The sequence below is a fragment of the Stenotrophomonas sp. SAU14A_NAIMI4_8 genome (genome assembly GCF_003086695.1).
In the GTDB taxonomy this organism is placed as follows: domain Bacteria; phylum Pseudomonadota; class Gammaproteobacteria; order Xanthomonadales; family Xanthomonadaceae; genus Stenotrophomonas.
In genome coordinates this window covers 2,392,402-2,416,684 of record NZ_CP025999.1, presented here as the reverse complement: position 1 = coordinate 2,416,684, position 24,283 = coordinate 2,392,402, and the positions used below count along the sequence as shown (strand labels likewise).

Here is a 24,283-nt window from a genome sequence, read left to right as displayed (position 1 = left end):
GGACACCCTGATGAACCCGTTCGTCAGCCACACCGTGCGTGCCAATGGCATCCGCCAGAACTTCATCGACGCCGGCAATGGCGCCCCGGTGGTACTGCTGCACGGCTTTCCGGAAACCAACTACGCCTGGCGTCACCAGATTCCGGTGCTTGCGGCCAACCACCGGGTGATTGCGCCCGATCTGCGCGGTTACGGTGAAACCGAGAAGCCGGCCACCGGCTACGACAAGCGCAGCATGGCGCAGGACATCGTGGCCCTGCTCGACACGCTGGGCATCGACAAGGTGGCGCTGGTCGGGCACGACCGCGGCGCCCGCGTGGCCACGCGCTTGGCCAAGGATCACCCGCAGCGCGTGGACCGCCTGGTGGTGATGGACAACGTGCCCACCCGCATCGTGGCGCGTGAGCTGAATGCCTCCATCGCCAAGGCGTACTGGTTCTTCCTGTTCCACCTGGTGCCGGACCTGCCCGAAGCGCTGATTGCCGGCAATGAAGCGAAATGGCTGCGCTGGTTCTTCTCTGACTGGGCCTACGATCCGGCCGCGATCAGCGGCGAAGCCTTCGACACCTATGTGCGCGCCTACAGTGCGCCCGGCGCGGTGCGCGGGGCGATGTCGGACTACCGCGCCAACGCAGTGGATGTACAGCAGGACCTGGAAGACGCGCACGTGCGCATTGCCTGCCCGACGCTGGCGCTATGGGGTGCGGAGTTCGAGGCGGTGGGGCGCATGTTCGACATGCCGCAGGTCTGGGCGGAAATGGCCGAGAACCTGCGTGCGGTTGCCATCGAACGCTGTGGCCACCTGCCGCATGAAGAACGCCCGGAGGTGGTGAACGGCCTGCTGATGGAGTTCCTGCAGGACTGGAGGGGCTGATGGACAGCGCTGTTGAAAACGCGGCTGCACACGGTGCAGTACACCGCCAACTATCTCCGGGCCCATCGGCCTTTTCGTTCAACACACGCAGGAATGCAATGATGCACAAGACACACACACTCGCGGCCGCACTGTTGCTGGCCGCTGCCTCGGCGCTGCCGATGGCTGGCATGGCGGCCGAACCCGCTGCGGCGGCCGTGCAGCAGCCGCAGCAGGCACCGGGCTTCTACCGCATGCAGCTGGGCACGTTCCAGGTGACCGCGCTGCTGGACGGCACGCATCTGTTCCCCGTGGACCAGTTGCTGCTGGGCGCGCGTCCCGGTGAAGTGGATCGGCTGCTGGCCCAGCAGTACCTGAAGGCACCGGTGGAAGGCATGATCAACGCCTTCCTGATCGAGCAGGGCGACCGGGTGATGCTGGTCGATACCGGCGCCGGCGATCTGTACGGCGCCGAGGGTGGCGGCCTGGTGGCGGCGCTGCGGGCATCGGGGCATAGCCCGGCCGATGTGGATGACATCTTCATCACCCACCTGCATGAAGACCATGCCGGCGGCCTGCTGCGTGATGGCAAGGCAGTGTTCCCCAATGCCACGGTGCATGTGGCCAAACGCGAGTTCGACTTCTGGACCAACAGCCGCAACCAGGACCAGGTGGGGCCGCTGCAGCGTCCGTTCTTCGCCGCCGCGCAGAGCGTGCTGGCGCCGTATCGTGCGGCCGGCCGCGTGCAGACCTTCGAACCGGCAGGCCAGGACCTGCTGCCGGGGCTGCGCGCCCTGCCAGCCCCCGGCCACACCCCCGGCCACAGTGTTTACCTGCTGCACGATGCCGATCAGGCCATGCTGTTCTGGGGTGACACCGTGCATGTGGCGGCGGTGCAGTTCGACGACCCGCAGGTCGCCATCCGCTACGACTGGCAGAGCACCCAGGCCATTGCTTCGCGCGATGCCTTGTACCAGCAGGCGGTGGCCAGTGGCTGGTGGATCGCCGCGGCGCACATCTCCTTCCCCGGCATCGGCCATATCGCCGAAGGCGCGCCGTACCAGTACCGCTGGGTGCCGGCGAACTACACGCTCAATCGTTGAACCACTTCCCCCAACTGCATACAGGATCCGACATGACCAATTTCGTTGCTGCCCAGGATGGCACCCAGATCTTCTACCGCGATATCGGCAGTGGCCGCCCGATCGTGCTCTCGCACGGCTGGCCGTTGAACAGCGATGCCTGGGACCCGCAGATGCAGTTCCTGGCCGACGCCGGCTTCCGTGTGGTGGCGTATGACCGCCGCGGGCATGGGCGCTCGGACCAGCCGCCCGGCGGCTATGACATGGACACCTTCGCCGATGATCTGGCGGCGGTGATGCAGGCCCTGGACCTGCGCGATGCGGTACTGGTGGGACACTCAATGGGCGGCGGTGAAGTGGTGCGCTATGTCACCCGGCACGGTACCGATCGCGTTGCCAAGCTGGTTCTTCTGGGTGCCATCACACCGCTGATGGGCGCCATCGACGGCCATCCCGAAGGCGTACCGAAGGCGGTGGCCGACGGGGTGAAGCAGGCCGTGCTGGACAATCGTTCACAGCTGTACCTGGACTTCCCGACAGCGTTCTTCGCCATGGGCCAGGGTGACGTGCCGCATAACGCGGGCTGGCAGATGGCGTTCTGGCAGCAGGGCATGAGCGGCGCGCTGCATGCGCAGCTTGCCTGCGTCGACCAGTTCTGGGGCACTGACTTCCGCGCAGAAATGGCATCGATCACGCTGCCGACGCTGGTGGTGCACGGCAGCGGCGATGACATCGTGCCGCTGGACACCACCGCGCGTCGCGCCGTCGAGATCCTGCCCAATGCCACCCTGGTGGTGTACGAGGGCGCGTCGCACGGTTTCCCGGTCACCCATCGGGATCGCCTGAACGCCGATCTGGCCGCATTTGCCTACGTCTGAGTGCACGTGGAGGCGTAGAATTCCTTCGCCGTTGGCGCCTGCATCCGCAGTGCCAGCGGCAAGGAACCCCACTGCAAATGGAATGTAGGTAATGAACGTAACTCCCTCCTTGTCGCGTGCACGCCGCACGCGCCTGAAGCTGCTGGCCCCGCTGCTGGCTGTCGCCGCCGCTGCACCGGCCGCCCACGCCTTGAACGCCAGCCAGTGGCAGGCCATTGCGCCGTCGCTGCAGGCCGCGCTGGAATGCCGCGCCGCCCCCGATACCAACAACGCCGCCTGGAAGGCGCTGCCGCGCGAAGAAGACGGCAGCCTGAAGCCGATCACCCCGGCCGCCGGGTTCACTCTGTATGGTCTGCCGGTGAAGGAAATCACCGCCTATATCGACGATAGCGATGGCATGGGCCAGAGCTACACTGCCGAACTGGGCGCCAGCGTTGCCGCCGTGCGCAAGGCGGCCAAGCTGGATGCCGGCGGTGGCCGCGAGACCAAGCTGGGTTCGCTGATGGTGAGCGAGGGCAGCCCGGTTACGCTGACCTGCACCGTGCCGGGTGAGTACGACGAGCGCGACTACCAGGAAAACTGAGCGCGGTAGACCCTGCCGGGGTGGCGCAGCGCATGTGCTGCGCCACCAGCAGCAGGCTGACACCCGCCGACGCCGCCAGCAGCCGTGCCAGTGGCAGGCTGCTGGCATCGGCAGGCAACTGCGCCCACAGCAGCAACGCGGCGCCAGCGCTGGCCAGTACCGGCGCCACTGGCGCCTGCCCAAGCGACAGTCCGCGGCAGAGCTGGGCGACCACGCCTGCACACACCAGCGGTGTGCACAGGCCACGCAGCCCGGTGCCGCTTGTGGCCCAGAGGGCGTGGGGCAGGTTGCCCGGCATCAGCTGCGGCAGCCAGGCCGCGCAGAGCACGGCCACGAAGTAACCTGCGGCCGCCCCGTGCAGCAACACGTGCGGCCTGGATGGCATGTACACCTTGCTGCCGCCCTTACAGCTTCACGTTCAGCCCGATCTGGAAGCCGCGCCCCGGCAAGGGGGCGATGTACTTCAGCGGCGAGTTGTGCGGTCGCGCCTCTTCGTCCAGCAGGTTGCTGCCGTTGACGAAGACCTCCAGCGCCGACACATACGCATTGCGGATCGGGAAGGCATAGCTGACCTGCATATCGACCAGGGTGAAGGCAGGCAGTGGGATTTCCTCGCTCACGTTCCGGCCCAGGTACTGCTGGGTGTCGTAGTAGGTGCCGGACAGGTGTGCCTTCCAGCCGCCGCGCTGCCAGGCCACGTTCGCACCGTAGCGGTTGGTGGGCATGTTGGGCAGGTACTGGCCATCGTTGTGGGCGCGCAGTGAGTCGGGGTGGTCGGCCTTGTTTTTCACCAGATCGGAGAACGCCGACAGCTGCAGGCTGCCGTAACGCCCCAGTTCCAGTGCCTGCGACACATCCACCTCAAAGCCCTTCACCGTGGTGTCAGTCTGCTTCCAGTATTTCAGCGGCAAGCGGTTGGCAGTCTGCAGGCCGGAATAGCCCAGGTAGAGATAGTTCTCGTACTTCATCTCATACGCGGTGGCCGTGGCGTCGAAGCCCGCATTGCTGAAGGCCAGCGTGAACTCCAGGGTCTTGGCGCGCTCGGGTTTCAGCGCCTGGTTCCCTTCCTCCTGGGTCATGGTGGAGTAGTGCGCGTTGCTGGCGTAGAGCTCGTTCACGTCGGGGGCGCGCTGTGAATCGGCGTAGCGCAGGGTTGCCGCGAACCACTTGCCGAGCGTGAAGTAGCCACCGGCGCTGTAGCTTTCCAGATTGAAATCGCGGTCTTTCAAGCTGCCATTGGGGGAGTTGCGGCCGCTCTGGAAGCGGCTGACCTGGATTTCGTGATCGATCTTCTCGTGCCGGTAGCCAGCATCGAAGGTGGCCCACGGCAGGGTCAGGGTCTCCTTCACGAACAGCGCTTTTGCCTGCGTATCCACGTCGGGCAGGTAGCGTTGCGGGCCACTGCCGGTAATGGAACGGGACTGGTAGCTGGTGCCCAGCTGGCCGGTCAACGCACCTACGCGGCGATGGTTCAGGACAAGCTCGCCCTGGTAGGTGTCAAAGGCGTACTGGTTGGCCTTGCTGGCGCCCAGGTATTCGCCTGCGGTGCTGCTGAGCTTGGACAGATTCACTTCGGCGCTGTCCAACAGCGGCAGCGGCTCGCGCACGTTGGCCAGCACCGTGTAGGTGTCCTGCTGCAGCTTCACGCCCACCGGGCGGCCCTGGCTGTAGTCCGAGCCGAAGGACAGGTTCTCCATCGAGAAGCCCGGTACGCCGTATTCGCTGTCCTTGCTGTCGATGCTGGCGGCCACGTAGCCGCGATCAAAGAAGTAGGTCGAGCCCGCGGCAAGATGGGTATTGCGGAAGTAGCTGTTGCCCAGTGTGCCGGAGTAGTTCGGCGTGACATCGCGGTTGATCTGCTGCTGCACGTACGACGGCGTGCCCTGCACGTACTGCGGGTTGGCCGGGTTGACGTAGGTCTTGCCCATCCACACGGATGTGGGCTGGTTGGTGAAGAAGGAGAAATCACCGTCCGCCCAGTCGGGGTTCTCGGTCATGAACTGGTCGATGAAGGGTTGCGAGGCCTTGTTGTAGACCCGCTGCACGCGCGCTTCCTTCTGGCAGGCGTCGGCCAGTGCGCTGTTCACACCACCAGCGGCAGGAAACAGCTGGCTGTCGCACACGCTGGCCTTGCTGTTGCCGGGAATGTCGTAGTGGGAGATGCGCTGCACCGACATCTGCAGGTTGGTGGACACATTCCGCTGGTTGTTGAAGTTCATGCGGAAACCCTGCGCATCGGCGGCATTGAAGCCCTGGCGCAGCAGCAGTTCCATTTCCTGGTCCTTGGTTTCCATCTGCCGCGAGATGAGCCCGGTATCGACGTTCACGCTGCCGCCGATGGCATTGCCGCCGTAGCGCACGCTGTCCGCGGACTTGTTCACCGTTACCTGCTTCACGAACAGCGGGTCGAACGGCACGTTGATGTTGCCGCTGATCGCATTCATGCCGAGGATCGAATGGCCGTCTTCGAGCAGCTGCACGCGGTTGCCGCCCAGGCTGCGGATGACCGGCGCGCCAGCATTGGGCCCGAACGCGCTGCTCTGCACGCCCGACACGTGTTCCAGCATCTCGCCCAGGGTGCGGTTGGGCGCATCGGTGTTTTCGACGACCACCACCGAATCAACCTTGGAAAGGCGATCGGCGCGGACATCCAGCGTGGGCAGCGTGGTGTTTTCGGCGGCGCAGGCGCCATGGACAGCAAGCAGTACAGCAACGGCAAGAACGTGACGACGCATACATCCCCCTGAAAAAGAGGCGGGATGTTATAACATCACATTGGAGGCGACAAGCAGCCGTTGGCAGGGCCTGCGCGGGTGCAGGTCAGGGCGCCATCGATTCGAGTGCTGCAGAGAACTTCGCCATCAGGCGCACCAGGTCCTTGACGTCCTGCGGCTGCCACGTGGCGAAAATGCCGGCCGCGATGCGCGCACGCGCTGCATCCAGGTGGTCGGTCATCGCCTTGCCCTTCGGCGCGATCACCGCCTCGCGCATGCGCCGGTCGGCGGGGTTGCCCTGGCGGGTCACCAGCTCCTTGGCCACCAGCTTGGCCACCTGGCGGCTGATGGTGGTGTAGTCGCGGCCCAGCCGGTCGGCCAGTTCGACAACGCCAATCGGCCCGACCCGTTCAATCACCACCATCAGGCGAAACAGGGCCGGGTCCAGGGTGATGCCGGCTTCCTTGATGAGTCGCAGGTCGTTGGCCGGGCGGTTCATCACGCTCACGATGCCCAGCATGGACAGGTGCAGCGACTTCAGGTCCGCCGAGATATGTGTATCTTGCACGCGCTTTTGGGTGGGCATAGGCTGCTCCTGAAATATGTGCATCCTACACATATATGTGGGTGGTCGAAATGAAGGCGTCAACTGAAGTACTCATCTGTGGCGCAGGTGCCGCAGGCCTGGCCCTGGCCATTGAACTGGCCAGGCGCGGCGTTGCCATACGCGTGATCGAGCAGCGCGAAGCGCCCTTCCAGGGCTCGCGCGGCAAGGGCATCCAACCGCGCAGCCTGGAGATCTTTGAAGACATGGGCGTGGTCAACCGCCTGTTTGCCGTCGGCGGTGCCTACCCGCCAACCCGCACGCATCACCCGGACGGCAGCAGCACCGATGCAGTGATGCTGGAGGCATCCCGTGCGACCGTAGCCGAGCCCTATGGCGTGCCGTTGATGGTCCCGCAGTTCGCCACCGAGCAGGTGCTGCGCGCACGCCTGGCCGAACTGGGCCACCACGTGGCGTTTGCCCATGTGCTGCGCGACTTCGAGCAGGACGCTGACGGGGTCACGCTGCAGCTGGATACCCCGGTGGGCCCGCAGGCGCTGCGCGCGCGCTATCTGGTCGGCGCCGATGGCGGCCGCAGCACGGTGCGCCGGGTCCTGCAGATCGGATTCCCTGGCAAAACGCTGGGCGTGCGCGGGGTGGTTGCCGATATCAGCCTTCAGGGCCTGCCGCGCGATGCCTGGCACACCTTCAACGAGCACGACCCGCAGCAACGGCTGATGCTGTGCCCGCTGATGGGAACGGCGTTGTTCCAACTGCAGGCACCGGTACCGCTGGAAGGCGAGGTGGACTTGTCCGCCGCGGGGCTGCAGGCGATGGTGCAGCTGCGCTCGGGGCGCGATGACATCGTGGTGCAGCAGGTGCACTGGGCATCGGCCTACCAGATGAATGCGCGGCTTGCCGACTGCTACCGCAGCGGCAATGTGCTGTTGGTGGGCGACGCGGCCCACACCCATCCGCCCACCGGCGGGCAGGGCTTGAACACCAGCGTGCAGGATGCCTACAACCTGGGGTGGAAGCTGGCAGCGGTGCTGCGCGGCGCGCCGCCTGTGCTGCTGGACAGCTACGAGCAGGAGCGCCGGCCGATAGCCGCCGCCATGCTGGGCCTTGCCACGAGCCTGCTGGAGCGCGCACAGCAAGGGGACCACCGGCGCGGGCGCGAGGTGCAGCAGCTGGATCTGCAGTACCGCAGCTCGCCACTGACCCTACCGGCGGAGGCGAGCATCACCAAGGTGCTTCCCGGCGATCGCGTCCCGGATGCGCGGCTGCAGGGCGCGGGCGGTCAGCCGGCACGGCTGTTCGATCTGCTGCGCGGCACCCATTGGACGCTGCTGGGCCACGCCACGGACCGGCACAGCGTTGTGCCGCGTGCCGGGCTGCAGGTGCATGTGCTGGGCGCCCAGGGCGAATGGCGGGACGTGCACGGCGACGTTGCCGCGGCGCTGGACCTTGCCCAAGGCCATTGGCTGCTGATCCGACCCGATGGCTACGCATGCGCGCTGGGTGCGGCGGCCGAGGTGGAGCGCGTGCTCGCCCGATTCGATGCCTGCATGCCGGCGCGCTGACGCAGGGGCGTTGGCAGTACCATGCACGCCCACGATCGTTCCGGCCTTGAATCATGATGTCTGCGTACAGCCCCGCCCAGGTGCCCGCATGAAAGTAGAACTGCAGCAGCAATCGCTGCGCCTGTGCCTGGAGCCCGCCGAACTGCAGGTGCTGCTGGGCGGGGAAACGGTGGAGAACATGACCCGCTTCGGCGGCGTGGAAGGCTGGGGCCTTGCGCTGTCGCTGCACGCAGGCGAACAGCCGGTGCTGCTGGATGGCGGCACGTTCTGTCGGCTGGTGCTGCCGCGCGCGATCGTGCAGCCGCTGGCGGACGCGGGTTCGGTGCCGGTGCAGCAGGTGCTGTACCTGGACGATGGCAGCACGCTGCAGGTGCAGCTTCTGGTCGCGCCGGCGCAGCCTGGCGCGTGACCTCGCAATGCGGGGCGGCGTTGCCCCCCCCCCAAGACCGGCGCGCATGCTGGCCAGATGGCTGCCGCAGGCACAGGGCGGGCTGCATCGAACGATGCGTACTGAGCTCATGAAGCCCTGTCACAAATAAATCGCCATCACTTCACAGCTGTTTGATATGCAACAGGGCACATTCGCGTAGAGCCTACGCGCACGTCCCCCACGTTCCGCGACGACTTCCTTTCCAGCACGCGCGCCCAGCAGGGCGCCGCTGGCGTCTGCCTGACTGATTCAGAGAAGCATCATGGCCCTCGATCTCGTCGCCGGTTCCCCGTTCGACTCCATGGCAGACACTGCGCTGCCCGCACCCGGCGCTGTGCCCATCGGCACGCGCCGCGGTCCCTCACAGCCCATTGAACTGCCCGCGCTTGTGCAGCGGGTGCTGTTCGTGGCCACCGAGATGGCCGACTTCATCAAGGCCGGTGGCCTGGGTGATGTCGCTGCGGCCCTGCCACGCGCAGTGCGCGCCGGCTGTGATGCGCGGGTGCTGTTGCCGGGCTATCCCGAAGTGCTGCAGCGTCTGCCGCAACTGCGCGAGGTGGGCCGCATTGGCGGCCGCGCCGGGCTTCCCGCATGCACCCTCGGCATGGCGCTGCAGGCTGACGGGCTGCCGATCTACGTACTGCTTTCGCCCGCCCTGTATGAGCGCGACGGCTCGCCCTACGTGGATGCGCAGGGCAGGGAGTGGCCGGACAACGCGGTGCGCTTTGCCACGCTTTCGCATGCCGCCGCCGAGCTCGCCGCGGGCAGGGCGGGGCTGGACTGGACCCCGCAGTTGCTGCACCTGAATGACTGGCCGGTGGCGCTGGCCGCTGCCTACGTGCGCTGGGACCGCACCGCCGTACCAACCCTGCTGACCATCCACAACCTGGCCTACCAGGGGCTGTTTCCCTTCGCGCTGGCGCCTGCCCTGGGCGTGCCGGCCGAACGGCTGGATGAACTGCACTTCCACGGCCAGATGTCCTTCCTGCAGGGCGGCATTGCCAATGCGACACGGCTGAACACGGTCAGCCTTCGCTACGCGCAGCAGATCACCGCGGCCGAGGATGGTTGCGGCCTGCATGAACTGCTGGCACGACGCGCGGCCGGCGGTCACCTCAGCGGCATCGTCAATGGCATCGATGCCAGTTGGGACCCGCGCCGCGACATCCATCTGAAAGCGCGTTTCAGCGTGGGCCAGTGTGCGGGGCGCGATGCCAACGCGCAGGCCGTGCGCCAGGCCTTCGGTCTGCAGCCATCGCAGGGTCCGTTGTTTGCCGTGGTATCGCGCCTGGTCCACCAGAAGGGCCTGGACATCACCTGTGATGTGGCCCCGCAGATCGTGGCCGCCGGTGGGCAGCTGGTGGTGATCGGCGGTGGCGAGCCGCAGGTCGAGGCGCAGGTGCAGGCATTGGCGCAGCGCTACCCGGGCCGGGTGGGCGCCTTCATCGGTTTCGAAGAAGGCTTGGCGCGGCAGATGTTCGCCGGCGCGGATTTCCTGCTGATGCCATCGCGTTTCGAACCGTGCGGGCTCAGCCAGATGTATGCGCAGCGCTTTGGCTGCCTGCCGGTGGCGCACGCCACGGGCGGCCTGGTCGACACGGTGGAGGACGGTGTGACCGGCTTCCTGTTCCATGGCGCCAGCGCCGATGGGCTTCGCCGCTGCGTGGAACGGGCCATGCGTACCTTCCGGCTACCGGTGCTGATGCAGGCCATGCGGCGTGCTGCGATGCTGCGGCCGGGCGGGTGGGAAACTGCCGGCCGCGCGTACCTGGCGCTGTACCAGCAGACCTGCGGGGTAGGGGCATGACCGACGGCGGGCGCGGCACGGTCGGTGTGGAATGCGGGCTGGACCCGCAGGCGGATGTTGCCGTGGCGGTGGCGGCCGAACTGCAGGATCTGGCCCAGGCCCGGCCTGCGGACGCGTTTGCATGGCTGGGGCCGCATGTCGACGCCGATGACAATCGGCTGATCCGCGTACTGGTGCCGGACGCGCGTCGGGTGGAGGTGGTGTCAGCGGGCGGCCGACGCTGGGACCTTCGCAGTACCGGACTGGCCGGACTGTTTGTGGGGCCGGCCGGCGACGAGGATATTCCGCTGCTGGCGCTGCATTTCGCCCACGGTATCGAGCAGGTGCATGACGCCTACGCGTTTGGTCCGTTGCTGGACGAGGAGCTGCTGCAACGCATCCACCAGGGCGATGCCGATGCCATGCGCGCGCTCGGCGCGACCGCGATGACACTGCACGGTGTTGCCGGTGTGCGCTTTGCGGTGTGGGCACCGAATGCGCGGCGCGTGGCGGTCATCGGTGATTTCAACGGATGGGATGGACGCCGCCACCCCATGCGCCTGCGCCATCGCGCGGGGGTGTGGGAACTGTTCGTGCCTGGGGTGAAACCGGGGGACTGCTACAAGTTCCGCATCATGGGTGCGCAGGGCCAGCTGCTGCCGGACAAACTGGATCCGATGGCGCGGTGGGCCGAGCGCGCACCGGCGACCGCATCGCGCGTACCTGCCGCCGCACCGCTGCACTGGAACGATCAGCCCTGGCTGGACCGCCGCCGTCGGCTGGGCGCTGCAGCGCCGCTGTCCATCTACGAGGTGCACGCCGGCTCGTGGCAACGGCTGGACGACGGCGGCGCGCTGGACTGGGATGGGCTGGCAGAGCGGCTGATCCCCCACGTGACCGGCCTGGGATTCACCCATATCGAACTGCTGCCGGTCAGCGAGCACCCATTCGGTGGATCGTGGGGCTACCAGCCCCTGGGTATCTATGCGCCAACGGCGCGCTACGGTACCCCGGAGGACTTCGCCCGCTTCGTGGACCGCTGCCACCAGGCTGGGCTGGGTGTGATCGTGGACTGGGTGGGCGCGCACTTTCCCGAGGATGGCCACGGCCTGGCACGCTTCGATGGCACCGCCCTGTACGAGCATGCCGATCCGCGCGAGGGCAAACACGCCGACTGGGACACGCTGATCTACAACTATGGCCGCAACGAAGTGGCGGGCTATCTGCTGGGCAGCGCGGTGGAATGGATCGAGCGCTTCCACATCGATGGGCTGCGCGTGGATGCCGTGGCTTCGATGCTGTACCGCGACTACAGCCGCGCCGACGGGCAGTGGGTGCCCAATGTGCAGGGGGGGCGTGAGAATCTGGAGGCGGTTGCGTTCCTGCAGCGCATGAACCAGACCCTTCAGGAGCGCTTCCCGGACGTGCTGGTCATTGCCGAGGAAAGCACGGCCTGGCCGGGCGTCACCCGTGCGGTGGCCGACGGCGGCCTGGGCTTCACCCATAAATGGAACATGGGCTGGATGCACGACACGCTGCAGTACCTGCGGCGCGATCCCGTGCATCGCCCGCATCACCACAGCGAGATCAGCTTCGGCCTGGTCTACGCGTTCTCCGAACGTTTCGTGTTGCCGCTGTCGCACGACGAAGTGGTGCACGGCAAGGGCTCGCTGCTGCGCAAGATGCCGGGCGAGCGCCGCCAGCAGTTTGCCCAGCTGCGCGCGTACTACGCTTTCATGTGGGCGCACCCGGGCAGCAAGCTGCTCTTCATGGGCGGCGAGTTCGGCCAGGCGGAGGAGTGGGCCCACCAGCGCCGGCTGGAATGGCAGCAGGCCGGCACGCCCGAGGGGGGCGGACTGATGCGCCTGGTGGCCGATCTGAACGCGCAGTTGCGACAGGAACCTGTCCTACATCAGCACGAGCATGACGAACGCGGGTTTGCCTGGAGCGTGGGTGACGACAACGGCAACAGCGTCTTCGCCTTCGTGCGGCAGGACCCCACAGGCAGGGCGCCTGCGGTGCTGGTGGTCAGCAATTTCACCCCGGTGCGGCGCGACGGCTATCGCGTGGGCGTGCCCACGCCGGGCCGCTGGTCAGAGTGCCTGAACACCGACAGCCACCATTACGCCGGCGGCAACGCAGGCAACCTGGGTACGGTTGGCACCGATGCCCGGCCCATGCACGGCCATGCCCAGTCATTGCGACTGACGCTGCCGCCGCTGTCGACCCTGTACCTGCAGGTAGCGCAATGACCGTAGACGCGCGCCTGGGCGCGTGGCCGGTGGACGACGGTGCGGTGGCGTTCCGGCTGTGGGCGCCGGATGCCGCGCAGGTGGAACTGGTGCTGGCGGGTGCGGCGATACCGATGCGCCGGGAACCTGACGGTACCCATTGGGTTCATACCTCTGCTGGGCATGGCGACTGCTACCGGTACCGTCTGCCCGACGGCAGTGAAGTGCCAGACCCCGCCTCGCGCTGGCAACCGGACGGCATCGATGGCCCCAGCGCCGTGGTCATGCCTGGCCACCACGTGTGGCTGACCGGGCAACGCAACCCGGTTGCATGGTCGGACATGGTGATCTACGAAGTGCATGTGGGCGCAGCGGGTGGCTTCGAAGCGCTGATCGCACAACTGCCGATGCTGGCTGAGACCGGCATCACCGCGATCGAGTTGATGCCGGTGGCCCAGTTTCCGGGCAACCGCAACTGGGGCTATGACGGTGTGTTTCCGTATGCCCCGGCGCAGGCCTACGGTGGCCCTGACGCGTTGAAAGGCTTTGTTGATGCCGCACATGCGGCCGGCATGGCCGTGCTGCTGGATGTGGTCTACAACCATTTCGGCCCGCAGGGGAACCATCTGGCCCAGTACGCCAAGGCATTCTTCCGCAGTGGGCACAGCACGCCGTGGGGCGAGGCCATCGATTTCTCGCAGCCGCAGGTGCAGCGCTTCTTCATCGACAACGCGCTGATGTGGCTGCAGGAGTACCGTTTCGACGGCTTGCGCCTGGATGCCGTGCATGCCATCGCCGATGACCGGTTCCTGCAGCAGCTCAGTGATGCGGTGCGAGCCCAGGTGCCGCATGCCTGCCTGGTGCTTGAGAACGAACGAAACCAGGCGCACTGGCTGCGCGGTGCCTACCAGGCACAGTGGAATGACGACTTCCACAATGCGCTGCACGTGTTACTGACCGGCGAGAACGAAGGCTATTACGCCGCCTATGCCGGGCGGGCCGAAGCGCTGCTGGCACGCTGTCTGGCCGAAGGCTTTGCCTGGCAGGGCGAGCCCGACCTGCACGGCGTACCACGTGGCGAAGCCAGCGCAGACCTGCCGCCGTCGCGGTTCGTGGTGTTCGCGCAGAACCATGACCAGGTCGGCAACCGCGCGTTCGGTGATCGGCTGAGTACGCTGGTTTCGCCGCCGCAGCTGCGCATGGCCACGGCGCTGACCGTGCTGACGCCGATGGTGCCGTTGCTGTTCATGGGCGAGCCGTGGCAGGCAACATCGCCCTTCCTGTTCTTCACCGATTTCGAAGCGCCGCTGGACGAGGCCGTACGCGAAGGACGCCGGCGCGAGTTTGCCGGGTTCAGTGCCTTTGCCGATGCCGCGTCACGCGCGCGCATTCCGGACCCGAACGATCCGGCAACGCTGCAGGCGTCCTGTGTTGCCTCGCCCGGTGCTGACCCCACGGCGCAGGCCGCACTGGCATGGCTGCGGGAGCTGCTCGTAGCGCGCCGGCGTTACCTGCAGCCGGGCCTGGAACAGGCGCGTTCGTTGGGTGCGACGGTACTGGGTGCGGGCGCCGTGCAGGCCGGCTGGCAGTTGCCTGCCGGGCAATGGTGGATCGCCATCAATGCCGGCGCAGAAGCGGTGGCCCATTCGCTTCCGGAGGGCGATTCGCCGCTGCAGCTTCCGGCCGGTTCACGGCTGGCGCCCAAGGGTGGGCTGCAGCTGCGCTGGTTGCCGGCATGAGCACCGACGCAGCGCTGCAGAGCGCCGCCCGTGCGGCCGGACTGATGCCCGAGTGGGAAGACGTATCCGGGCGCCACTGCACAGTGTCGCCCGCGGTGCTGCGTGTGGTGCTGGCGCAGTTGCAGCCGGATGCAGACGCCCTGCATGCCCCGCTGCGTACGGCCATCTGCGGCCAGCCCGTGGCGCTGCCGGCAGTATCCGGCATGGCGGGCTGGGTGGATGAAGCGGGCAGGACGCACGACGCGCGGCAGGATTCGCGCGGTGCGTGGACCGCGCCGGAAAAGCCGGGTTACTGGCACTGGCAACAGGGGCGCAGGTCCATCGCCATCGCGGTGGCGCCGCAGAAAGCGTGGTGGCCCGCGCAGCTTGATCGGGCCTGGGGCCTGGCTGCGCAGGTATACAGCCTGCGCAGCGACGCCGACGCGGGGATCGGAGACAGTGCCGGGTGCGGGCCGTGGCTGCAGCGCCTGGTCGCGCACGGCGGGCACGCACTGGCACTGAGCCCTTTGCATGCCGGCTTGCCACCGACGGCCGGCTACAGCCCTTACTCACCCAGCGACCGCCGCTGGCTGGACCCGTTGCAGGCCTCGCTGCTGCAGGGCGTTCCCGATGCGGCCCGAGCCGCGCTGGCAAGCGATTCCGCCCTGACCGAGGCCGTGAAGGCCGCTACCGCGGCGCGGCGTATTGACTGGCCCTCCGCAGCCGACCTGAAGTGGCGCTGGCTGCGTTCGGCCAGGGCCCAACTTCAGCGCCTGCAGCCGGAGCTCTGGAACGCGATGGGCCAGTGGCGGTCCGACGCCGGGCCCGCGTTGGAGGCGTACTGCGCCTTGGCCGCCGACCCGCGCAGTGGCGATGCGGACGATCACGCGTTCGCGCAATGGCTGGCGCAGCGGTGCTGGTCGCAGGTGCAGCAGCGCGCGCGCAGCGGCGGTGCCGGCATCGGACTGATCGCCGATCTTGCCGTCGGCTGCGCGCCCGAGGGTGCCGAAGCGCGTTCGCAGCCGCAGTGCATGCTCTCGGGTCTGGAGCTGGGTGCGCCGCCGGATGCCTTCAACACCCAGGGCCAGGCCTGGGGGATTACGGGGTTCTCGCCGCTTGCGCTGCGCAGGCAGGGCTATGCCCCCTTCATCAACCTGCTGCGATCGGTGATGGCCGACCGCGGCGGCGTGCGTATCGACCATATCCTGGGCCTGCACCGGCTGTGGGTGCTGCCCAACGGCGGCTCGGCCAGTGACGGCGTCTACCTGCAGTTTCCGTTGGATGATCTGTTGAACCTGCTGGTGCTGGAGTCGTGGCGGCATCAGTGCGTGGTCATCGGTGAAGACCTGGGGGTGGTGCCTGCAGGCATCCGCCAGCTGCTGGCCAGCCGTGGCGTGCTGGGGGTGGACGTGCTGCCGTTTACGCGCGATGCGAGCGGCTTCCTGGCGCCTGCCGCCTGGCGGCGCGAGGCCGTCGCGATGCCTTCGACCCATGACCTGCCGCCGCTGGCGGGATGGCTGCGCGGGCGCGATCTGCGCTGGCGGGCGCGGCTGGGTGAGATGGACGATCTACCCGCTGCGATGGCACAGCGTCGCGCCGATGCGCTGGCGCTTGCGCAGGCCGCGCACGGTGAGGAGGTGGAAGACGCTGCACTGGAGCGGCTGGCCGCCACGCCGTCACGGTTGGCGCTGCTGCCGCTGGAGGACGCGCTGGGATTGCGCACGCAGGTCAACCTGCCCGGCACCGTCGGCGTCCATCCGAACTGGCGGCGGCGACTGCCGCTGCACTGGGATGAGCCTGCACTGCAATCGCGGCTGGGGCGCATCAGTGCCGGTCGCGGCGGAGCCGGCCGATGACCGCGCTGCGCGCCACCGCCCGCCTGCAGTTGCACGCCGGCTTCGACTTCGCCGCTGCCGCGGACAAGGTGGGCTATTTCTCTTCGCTGGGCGTCAGTCACCTGTATCTGTCGCCGATTGCGGCGGCCATGCCCGGTTCCAGCCACGGCTACGATGGCATCGACCCCACCCGCATCAACCCGGAACTGGGCGGTGAAGCAGGCTTCCTGCACCTTGCTGGCCGCGCCCGCGCGCATGGACTGGGCCTGATCCTGGACTGGGTGCCCAACCACCTGGCGGCCGCGCCACAGAATGCCTGGTGGCCGGACGTGCTGATGCATGGCCGGCGCAGCCCTTACGCGCATTGGTTCGATATTGACTGGGATGCCGCAGCCTGCGGGCAGCGCCTGTGGCTGCCGGTACTGGATCGGCCGCTGGACGCGGCCATCGGATCCGGCATGCTGCGCGTGGACGACGACGGCGATCTGCCCGTGCTGCGCCACCACGACCTGTGCCTGCCGTTGTCACCGCGCAGCTATCCGCTGGACCGCGGCGCGCGGAATGGCTGGGTGGCACGCTGCAATCGTTCTGCCGAGCGCATGCATGCGCTGCTGGAGCGGCAGCACTACCATCTGGCGTGGTGGCGCACCGCCGGCGACCAGGTCAACTACCGCCGGTTCTTCGACATCACGACGCTGGTTGCGCTGCGGGTGGAGCGCGAGGACGTGTTCGAGGCGGTGCACACGCTGCCGCTGCGGCTGGTTCGCGAGGGCCGGGTGGACGGGCTGCGCATCGACCACGTTGATGGGCTGTCCGACCCAGGTGGCTATCTGGCGCGGTTGCGCGCCTGCCTTGACGCGGCGGCGGTAGAGGGCGGCCGCGCGGGCAATGAGATCACCCTGCACGTGGAGAAGATCCTGGCCGAGGGCGAATCCTTGCCAGAACGGTGGTGCTGCGATGGCACTACCGGCTACGACTTCATGGACCAGGTGGGCGCATGGCTGCATGACGATGCAGGGTCCGACGCGCTGACGGCACAGTGGCAGGCCCGTGCCGGGGACCGGCGTACGGTTGATGAGGTGCAACGGGCGGCCCGCGACGCGCTGTTGGACGGCTCCCTGCATGCGGATCTGCAGCGACTGCGGGTCTGCGTGCGGCAGGTGCTGGGCGCAGCGGCACGGCAGGCCGATGTGACCGACGCAACGCTGCGCAGGGCGGTGTGTGCGCTGCTGCGCTGCTACCCGGTGTATCGGCCGTATCATCTGCAGACCGAAGCCGAGCGCGATGCCTTGCAGCGCGCCAGTGAAGCAGCTGCCGAAGGGCTGGATGAAGCCGCACGCACAGCGTTGCGCCTTCTGGTGGATGCCTTGCAGGCTCCGGATGCGGACGCGCTGCGCGTGCGCTTTGGCCAGCTCTCGGCACCACTGAACGCCAAGGCGGTGGAGGATACCGCCTTCTATCGCTACTTCCGCCTGCTGTCGCGCAATGAAGTGGGCAGCGACGCGCAACGGAACGGTCTTGATGGCAGCGAGCTGCTTGCGCTGGCACAGGCGCGTGCGCGGCAGCACCCGCTGGCGATGCTGGCGTTGGCCACGCATGACCACAAGCGTGGACCGGATGCCCGGGCGCGCCTGGCGCTGCTGAGCAGCGATGTGGCGGCGTGGCAGGCAGCGCTGGCGGACTGGGAACGGCGCTGTGATGCGGCGGGCATGGCCATGCCATTGCCCGCTGCCGAAGCCTATGCGCTCTGGCAGGCGCTGGTCGCAGCGTGGCCGATGCAGGGCAAGCCAGAGGCGGATTTCGCAGGGCGGATGCAGCAGTGGCTGCGCAAGGCCCTGCGCGAGGGCAAGCGGATCAGCAGTTGGCTCGACCCCGATCTGCCGTTGGAAGATGCGGCCTGTGCGTGGCTGCAGTCATTGCTTGCCGGCAGCCGCCTGCAGGATGTCCGCGCCGCGCTGGCCGCATTTGTTGAACGCATCGCGCCTGCCGGCGCAAGCAACGGGCTGGCACAACTGTGCCTGCAGCTGTGTCTGCCAGGTGTCCCGGACATCTACCAGGGCACCGAGTTCTGGGATCTGAGCCTGGTCGACCCGGACAATCGGCGCGCGGTCGATTTCGCGCAGCGCGCACATGCACTGGCCGATGATCGATCGTGGGCAGCGTTGCTGCAGGACTGGCACAGCGGATTGCCCAAGCTGCGGCTGCTGGCCGCGCTGCTGCGACTGCGCAGCAACAATGCCCCGCTGTTCCTGCAGGGCACGCTGCGCAGGCTGTCCGAACCGGGGTGCTCGCGCCTGGTGTTCGTACGTGAGTACAGGGGGCAGCAGTTGCTGGTGGCAGTCAGGCGGGCGGGGATGGAACAGCCTGCCGGCCCGGGCCTTGCCTGGCAGGACGCCGCGCAGCAGGGGGTGGCAGGGGTCCCGCAGCGACGCATGCGCAACGTGCTGGATGGTCGCACGCAGATGTTCAACGGTTCCGCCACCGACGCGCTGCTGTTTGCAGGCAGCCCGGTGGCGGTGTGGATCAGCCAGGAGAGTGGGGCAGATGGACAGCAGTGAGCGGCGACGCCGCATCGAATTGTTGGCGCACCAGATCTGGGAGGCCGAAGGGCGCCCGGATGACCAGCAGCAGCGGCATTGGCACATGGCCGAACGCCTTGTTGAAGCAGAAATGGCGGCCCTGCATGCGGCTGAGGACGAGCACGATGGCAACGCGTAAGTGGACCCAGACCTCGCGCGTGCGCGAAGGCCGCCCCTTCCCGCTGGGCGCGACCTGGGACGGCCTGGGAGTGAACTTCTCGCTGTACTCGCGGCATGCCACCAAGGTGGAACTGTGCCTGTTCGATGCGCGCAACCGGGAAGTCGAACGGATCGTGCTGCCCGAATACACCAACGAGGTGTGGCACGGCTATCTGCCGGATGTGCGGCCGGGCCAGCGCTACGGCTACCGCGTGCATGGACCGTACGCGCCGGCGGACGGGCATCGCTTCAACCCCAACAAGCTGCTGCTGGATCCGTATGCAAAGCAGATCGTGGGTGAAATCAAGTGGGCGCCGCACCTGTTCGGCTACACCTTGGGCCACCGCGATGCGGACCTGAGTTTCGACCGTCGCGACAGCGCGCCGTACATGCCGCGCTGTGCAGTGATCGATCCGGCCTTCAGCTGGGGCGGCGAGCGCGCACCGGCGACAGCCTGGGACCGATCGGTGATCTACGAGGCACACGTGCGTGGCCTGACCATGCAGCACCCCGGCGTACCGCCGGCCGAGCGCGGCACGTTCTCGGCGCTACGCCACGACGCGGTGGTGGACCACCTGGCGTACCTGGGAGTGACCGCGATCGAGCTGCTGCCCGTGCACGCCTACGTGGATGACCAGCAACTGCTGGAACGCGGTCTGCGCAATTACTGGGGCTACAACACGATCGGCTTCTTCGCGCCGCAACCGCGCTACCTGTCGCTGGAAACTGTTGCCGAATTCAAGCAGATGGTGGCGCGCCTGCACAGCGCGGGCATCGAGGTGATTCTGGATGTGGTCTACAACCACACCGCCGAAGGCAACGAGCTGGGGCCCACGCTGTCGTTCAAGGGCATCGACAACGCCAGTTACTACCGCCTTGCCGAAGACCGTCGCTATTACATCAACGATACCGGCACCGGCAACACCTTCGACCTGACCAATGCCGGTGCCTTGCGCATGGTCATGGATTCGCTGCGCTATTGGGTGACCGAGATGCGCGTGGATGGCTTCCGTTTCGACCTGGCCACCATTCTCGGCCGCGAACGCCATGGGTTTGATCCGTCGGGCAGCTTCCTTGATGCCGTGCGCCAGGACCCGGTGCTGAGCCAGGTGAAACTGATTGCCGAACCGTGGGATATCGGCCCGGGCGGCTACCAGCTTGGTCAGTTCCCGCCGGGCTGGGCCGAATGGAACGACCGTTTCCGTGACACCACCCGTGCGCTGTGGCGCGGTGATGCCGGGCAGCTGCCGGAGTTTGCGGCGCGCTTTACCGGATCGGCCGATCTGTTTGACCATCACGGCCGCCGGCCGTCGGCCAGCATCAACCTGGTCACCGCCCACGACGGGTATACGCTGCATGATCTGGTGAGCTACAACGACCGCCACAACGAGGCCAACGGCGAGGACAACCGCGACGGCCATTCGCACAACCTGTCGTGGAACCACGGCGTGGAAGGCGATACAGACGACGAAGGCATCCTGACCCTGCGTGCGCGGCAGATGCGTAATCTGCTGGCCACGCTGCTGCTGGCGCAGGGCACGCCGATGCTGCTGGCCGGCGATGAGTTCGGCCATTCGCAGCGCGGCAACAACAATGCCTACTGCCAGGACAATCCGCTGAGCTGGATCGACTGGGAACGCGCGGCGCAACCCGGCCCGCAGGCGCAGGCAGCGTTCGTGCGGCGCGTCCTTGCGCTGAGGCGGCGCTACGGCCTGCTGCGGCGCAATCGCTTCCTGACCGGTGACTACGACGCATCCCTGGGCATGCGTGACATCGAGTGGCGGCGGCCGGATGGCGAGCCGATGGGCGAAAGTGATTGGCACGATGCGGAACAGCGCGCCCTGCTGATCGTGCTCGATGGCCGCAGCCCTGACAGTGGCCTACGGGAACCGGGGCGCCACGTCAGCCTGGCCCTGCTGCTGAACCCGAGTGACCAGCCGCAGCGGTTCCGCCCGTCCGACCAGGTGCTTTCGTTCCGCCGGGTGGTGCTGCAGACCGATGAGGCGCCACTGGACATGGATGAAGAGGGGCAGTGGACGCTGCCGGCGCGCAGTCTGTGCCTGTTGGCATCGAGCAGCGCCGCGTGATGGCGTGACCGTTGTGGGCCGGCAGCGCCGGGCCATGCCCGGCGGGCGCTTTACCCAAGCACGTAACGCAGCACGCCCGCTGCAACCACGCCGATCAGCACGGTGGGCAGCATCGACCAGCGCGTTGCGGCCAGAAGGGTGATGGCCAGCGCGGCCAGGTCGGCCGGGTTGTTGGCCACGAAGTCCGGTGCGATCACCGAGATCAGCACGCAGCCCGGCGCTGCTTCCATTACGGTCACCGCGCGCTTGCTCAGGGTGCGGTTGCGTAGTGCCAGGAAGCCGACGATGCGGGTCAGGTAGGTCACCGCAGCCATCAGCACGATGGTCAGCAGCGAGGTCCAGTGCAGCAGGCCGTCGAAGATCATGCCTCGTCTCCTGCCAGCCACCACGCGGCGGCCAGGCCAGCCAGCGCGCCGCTGGCCACGTACCAGGCACCCGGCACCAGCAGGTAAGTGGCCGCCGCCACTACCAGGCTGACCAGCCACGGGCGCGCCGCGCGCAGGCCCTGCCACATGCCGCGCAGCAGCACCAGGAACACCGCCGGGAAGGCCATGTCGAAACCGTAGGCGTGGATGTCGCCCAGCAGCGGGCCTACCAGTGCGCCGATGCAGGTGCACAGCACCCACACCGTATACAGGCCGGCCGAAACACCCAGGTAGTAGGCCAGGCTGAACCCCAGGGCGCGCCGGCGCGCGTCGGCCACGCCCAGTGCCCAGCTTTCATCGCACATGAAGAACAGCGCCGGCAGCACGCGGCGGCGCGGCAGGTGCTGCAGCAGGGGGGCCAGGCTGGCGCCCATCAGCAGGTGGCGGCTGTTGACCAGCGCGGTGATGGCCACGATCAGCGCGATATGCGGCGGCGAGGTCCACAGCTCAACGGCAGCAAATTCTGAGCCGCCGGCGAAGTTCAGGCCGGTCATCAAGGGCACTTCCAGCGCGCTCAGGCCCTTCTGTGCGGCTTGTGCGCCCAGCACCAGGGCAAAGGGCAGGAAGCCGATCATCACCGGAACGGCGGCGCGCAGCCCGCGCAGGAATTCGCTGCGGGTGCTGGTCTGGCAGGCGGGGTCGGGCAGGGGCAGGGTGGTGCGGGCGTCCATGGAGCGTGCTTGCGTGGGGGTGGCCCATGCTAGCGGGCGCGGCGCAGAATCGGGTTGCGTTGATGCGGCAGTTGTGCGGAATTTCCGCATATGATGCGTCAAGACCGCGAAATGATGGAATCCGATGCTTGACGCCCTGGACAACCTGGATAAGCGCATCCTGCAGGCCCTGCAGCACGATGGCCGCCTGCAGAACCTGGAACTGGCGCGGCAGGTGGGCCTCTCACCCTCGGCCTGCCTGCGGCGCGTGCGCCTGCTGGAAGAGGGCGGCTACATCGACCGCTACGTGGCCCTGCTGAATTCGGCCAAGGTCGGGCGCGGGTTCACGGTGTTCGTGCGGGTGTGGCTGCGCGGGCAGGATGAGGACACCACCAACCACTTCATCAACAGCGTCAAATCCTTCCCGGAAGTGCTGGAGTGCCACCTGATGGCCGGTGACTGCGATTTCCTGCTGCGGGTGGCCGTGGCCGACCTGGATGCCTACCGGCAGTTCCAGATCCAGCACTTGAACCGCATTGCCGGGGTGCAGAACACCAAGACCGAAATCCCCATGCAGAGGGTGAAGCAGACCACCGAACTGCCGCTCTAGCGCGGCATCACCACATGCCCAGCAGCTTCCACCACGCGCTGCCGACCAGGGCGAACACCAGCAGTTCCAGTACGCACATCACAAAGCCCACCCGCCACCAGGTGCCCAGGGTGACGTAGCCGCTGCCGAAGATGATGGGCGAGGTGCCGGTCGCGTAGTGGGTCAGGGTCATCATGATGGCCGAGCCGGCCGTCATCATCAGCAGGAACGGCACCATGTACTCGCCGGGAATCAGCTGCACGCCCACGCCCAGGAAGGCCAGCAGCATGGCGCTGATATGCGCGGTGGTGCTGGCGAACAGGTAATGCGAGAACACGAAGGCCAGCACCAGCACCGCGGCGATGGCCTGCCAGCCCATGCCGCTGCTGGCGATGGCGCCCTTCATGCCCTGCGAGAACCAGTCGATCACGCCCAGCTTGTTCAACTGCTCGGCCAGCATTACCAGCGCGCCGAACCAGATCAGGGTGTCCCAGGCGCTCTTTTCGGAAAGCACATCGTCCCAGTTGATCGTGCCGGTGATGATGAGCACGAACAAGCCGACGAAGGCGACCACGGTCGGATCCAGAGTCCAGGCGGGGCCGAAGATCATCGCCGGCACGTTCGCCCACAGCAGCAACAGCAGGCCGAAGGTGCCCAGCATGACTTTCTCTTTGGCGGCCAGCGGGCCCATCGCGGCCAGTTCGCTGCGCGCAAAGGTGACCGCGTCGGGGGTGTGCTTCAACTGCGGTGGGCTGAGCAGGTATACCACCAGCGGCATCAGCAACAGGCACAGCAGGCCGGGCAGCAGCATGCACAGCGCCCAGGTGGTCCAGCTCAACTGCAGCTGCTGGCCGCTGGCCTTGGCCACGAAATCCACCACCAGCGGGTTGGGCGCGGTGGCGGTCAGGAACATGGCCGAGGTGATCGGGTTGGCGTGGTAATTCACCAATGCCAGGTAGGTGCCGACCTTGCCCTGGGTGCCCTTGGCCGGATCGGAATCGAAGGCGGTGGCGATCGAGCGCATGACCGGATGCACGATGCCGCCACCACGCGCGGTATTGCTGGGGGTGAACGGCGCCAGCAGCAATTCGCACACCGCCAGGCCGTAGCCGATGCCCACCGTGCGCTTGCCCAGCAGCGCAATGAACATCAGACCGATGCGGTTGCCCAGCCCGGTTTTCTTCAGGCCGCGGGAGATGAGGATGGCCACCACGATCAACCAGATCAGCGGGCTGGCGAAGCTGCTCAGTGCATCGGTGATGGCGCCCTTGGAGCTGTTGGAGGTGACCTGCGAAAGCGAAACGATGACGATGGCCATCATCGCCATCACCCCGATTGGCATCACTTTCAGGATGATCGCCACGATGGTGGTCAGGAAGATGGCTACCAGCCGCCAGCCATCGGCGGTCAGGCCCTGCGGGCAAGGCAGCAGCAACAGGGTGACCAGCACCGCCGTGGTGATGAGGGCGGGCACCAGGCGGAACGGAACGGCCTGGTTGAAGTACTGCAGTGCGGCCTTGATGCGTTCGAGCATCGTTGCTTCCTTACCGGATGAGG

The 24,283-nt window shown here is 67.2% G+C and carries 20 protein-coding genes; 14 read left to right on the top strand and 6 right to left on the bottom strand.

The genetic code is table 11. The features are described from left to right. Positions 1–10 precede the first annotated feature (10 nt). The 4 genes from C1930_RS11130 (at position 11) to C1930_RS11115 (ending at position 3,396) form a co-directional block, all read left to right on the top strand. On the top strand, positions 11–874 hold the full coding sequence (locus C1930_RS11130; RefSeq protein ID WP_108753259.1) for an alpha/beta hydrolase: 864 nt from the start codon (positions 11–13) through the stop codon (positions 872–874). A gap of 101 nt (positions 875–975) precedes the next feature. Further along, positions 976–1,956 (top strand): MBL fold metallo-hydrolase, encoded by a 981-nt coding sequence (locus C1930_RS11125; protein WP_108771760.1) that lies wholly within the window; start codon positions 976–978, stop codon positions 1,954–1,956. Between the two features lie 32 nt (positions 1,957–1,988). After that, positions 1,989–2,813 carry an alpha/beta hydrolase gene (locus C1930_RS11120; RefSeq protein ID WP_108756348.1) on the top strand — a complete coding sequence of 275 codons (825 nt, stop codon included), beginning with the start codon at positions 1,989–1,991 and terminating at the stop codon, positions 2,811–2,813. 91 nt (positions 2,814–2,904) lie between these two features. Further along, entirely contained in the window at positions 2,905–3,396 is a 492-nt protein-coding gene (locus C1930_RS11115; RefSeq protein WP_159093601.1) for a hypothetical protein, read from the top strand. On the opposite strand, the gene C1930_RS20295 is transcribed toward C1930_RS11115, so the two are convergent. The 3 genes from C1930_RS20295 to C1930_RS11100 all read right to left on the bottom strand — a co-directional run bounded on the left by C1930_RS20295 (position 3,338) and on the right by C1930_RS11100 (position 6,678). Next, positions 3,338–3,781, bottom strand: coding sequence for a hypothetical protein (locus tag C1930_RS20295; RefSeq protein WP_159093600.1), 444 nt, complete (start codon positions 3,779–3,781; stop codon positions 3,338–3,340). The genes C1930_RS11115 and C1930_RS20295 overlap by 59 nt on opposite strands. Positions 3,782–3,800: 19 nt before the next feature. Then, on the bottom strand, positions 3,801–6,131 hold the full coding sequence (locus C1930_RS11105) for a TonB-dependent receptor (RefSeq protein WP_108771757.1): 2,331 nt from the start codon (positions 6,129–6,131) through the stop codon (positions 3,801–3,803). 85 nt (positions 6,132–6,216) lie between these two features. Then, a complete protein-coding gene (locus tag C1930_RS11100) occupies positions 6,217–6,678 on the bottom strand; it encodes a MarR family winged helix-turn-helix transcriptional regulator (protein WP_234412644.1) in 462 nt (153 codons plus the stop codon). 68 nt (positions 6,679–6,746) lie between these two features. On the opposite strand from C1930_RS11100, the gene C1930_RS11095 reads away from it, so the two are divergent. The 9 genes from C1930_RS11095 to glgX all read left to right on the top strand — a co-directional run bounded on the left by C1930_RS11095 (position 6,747) and on the right by glgX (position 21,062). Further along, positions 6,747–8,237 carry an FAD-dependent oxidoreductase gene (locus tag C1930_RS11095; RefSeq protein ID WP_108772589.1) on the top strand — a complete coding sequence of 497 codons (1,491 nt, stop codon included), beginning with the start codon at positions 6,747–6,749 and terminating at the stop codon, positions 8,235–8,237. A gap of 88 nt (positions 8,238–8,325) precedes the next feature. Further along, positions 8,326–8,646, top strand: a complete 321-nt coding sequence (locus C1930_RS20435; protein WP_199912355.1) for a hypothetical protein — start codon at positions 8,326–8,328, stop codon at positions 8,644–8,646. Positions 8,647–8,914: 268 nt separating this feature from the next. Beyond that, a complete protein-coding gene (gene glgA, locus C1930_RS11085; protein ID WP_108771755.1) occupies positions 8,915–10,474 on the top strand; it encodes a glycogen synthase GlgA in 1,560 nt (519 codons plus the stop codon). Continuing rightward, entirely contained in the window at positions 10,471–12,705 is a 2,235-nt protein-coding gene (glgB, locus tag C1930_RS11080) for a 1,4-alpha-glucan branching protein GlgB (RefSeq protein WP_108771754.1), read from the top strand. The genes glgA and glgB overlap by 4 nt, the downstream gene beginning before the upstream one ends. Then, positions 12,702–14,423 carry a malto-oligosyltrehalose trehalohydrolase gene (treZ, locus tag C1930_RS11075; protein ID WP_108771753.1) on the top strand — a complete coding sequence of 574 codons (1,722 nt, stop codon included), beginning with the start codon at positions 12,702–12,704 and terminating at the stop codon, positions 14,421–14,423. The genes glgB and treZ overlap by 4 nt, the downstream gene beginning before the upstream one ends. Continuing rightward, positions 14,420–16,258: a 4-alpha-glucanotransferase gene (locus C1930_RS11070; RefSeq protein ID WP_108771752.1), complete on the top strand. Its 1,839-nt coding sequence runs from the start codon at positions 14,420–14,422 to the stop codon at positions 16,256–16,258. Before treZ ends, C1930_RS11070 begins: the two co-directional genes overlap by 4 nt. Then, positions 16,255–18,795 (top strand): malto-oligosyltrehalose synthase, encoded by a 2,541-nt coding sequence (treY, locus tag C1930_RS11065; RefSeq protein ID WP_108771751.1) that lies wholly within the window; start codon positions 16,255–16,257, stop codon positions 18,793–18,795. The genes C1930_RS11070 and treY overlap by 4 nt, the downstream gene beginning before the upstream one ends. Then, a complete protein-coding gene (locus C1930_RS11060) occupies positions 18,782–18,955 on the top strand; it encodes a DUF2934 domain-containing protein (RefSeq protein ID WP_108771750.1) in 174 nt (57 codons plus the stop codon). The genes treY and C1930_RS11060 overlap by 14 nt, the downstream gene beginning before the upstream one ends. Beyond that, entirely contained in the window at positions 18,942–21,062 is a 2,121-nt protein-coding gene (glgX, locus tag C1930_RS11055) for a glycogen debranching protein GlgX (RefSeq protein WP_108756339.1), read from the top strand. The genes C1930_RS11060 and glgX overlap by 14 nt, the downstream gene beginning before the upstream one ends. 50 nt (positions 21,063–21,112) lie before the next feature. Here the strand turns inward: glgX and C1930_RS11050 are convergent, their stop codons facing one another. Together C1930_RS11050 and C1930_RS11045 are read right to left on the bottom strand one after the other, a co-directional pair. Continuing rightward, on the bottom strand, positions 21,113–21,427 hold the full coding sequence (locus C1930_RS11050) for an AzlD family protein (RefSeq protein ID WP_108756338.1): 315 nt from the start codon (positions 21,425–21,427) through the stop codon (positions 21,113–21,115). Beyond that, on the bottom strand, positions 21,424–22,158 hold the full coding sequence (locus tag C1930_RS11045) for an AzlC family ABC transporter permease (protein ID WP_108756337.1): 735 nt from the start codon (positions 22,156–22,158) through the stop codon (positions 21,424–21,426). The genes C1930_RS11050 and C1930_RS11045 overlap by 4 nt, the downstream gene beginning before the upstream one ends. Before the next feature lie 124 nt (positions 22,159–22,282). Between C1930_RS11045 and C1930_RS11040 the strand changes: the two genes are divergently transcribed. Next, complete coding sequence (locus tag C1930_RS11040) at positions 22,283–22,747, top strand: Lrp/AsnC family transcriptional regulator (protein ID WP_108771749.1); 465 nt, start codon at positions 22,283–22,285, stop codon at positions 22,745–22,747. A 7-nt stretch (positions 22,748–22,754) separates the two neighbouring features. Here the strand turns inward: C1930_RS11040 and C1930_RS11035 are convergent, their stop codons facing one another. After that, complete coding sequence (locus tag C1930_RS11035) at positions 22,755–24,260, bottom strand: DASS family sodium-coupled anion symporter (protein ID WP_108762133.1); 1,506 nt, start codon at positions 24,258–24,260, stop codon at positions 22,755–22,757. Positions 24,261–24,283 lie beyond the last annotated feature (23 nt).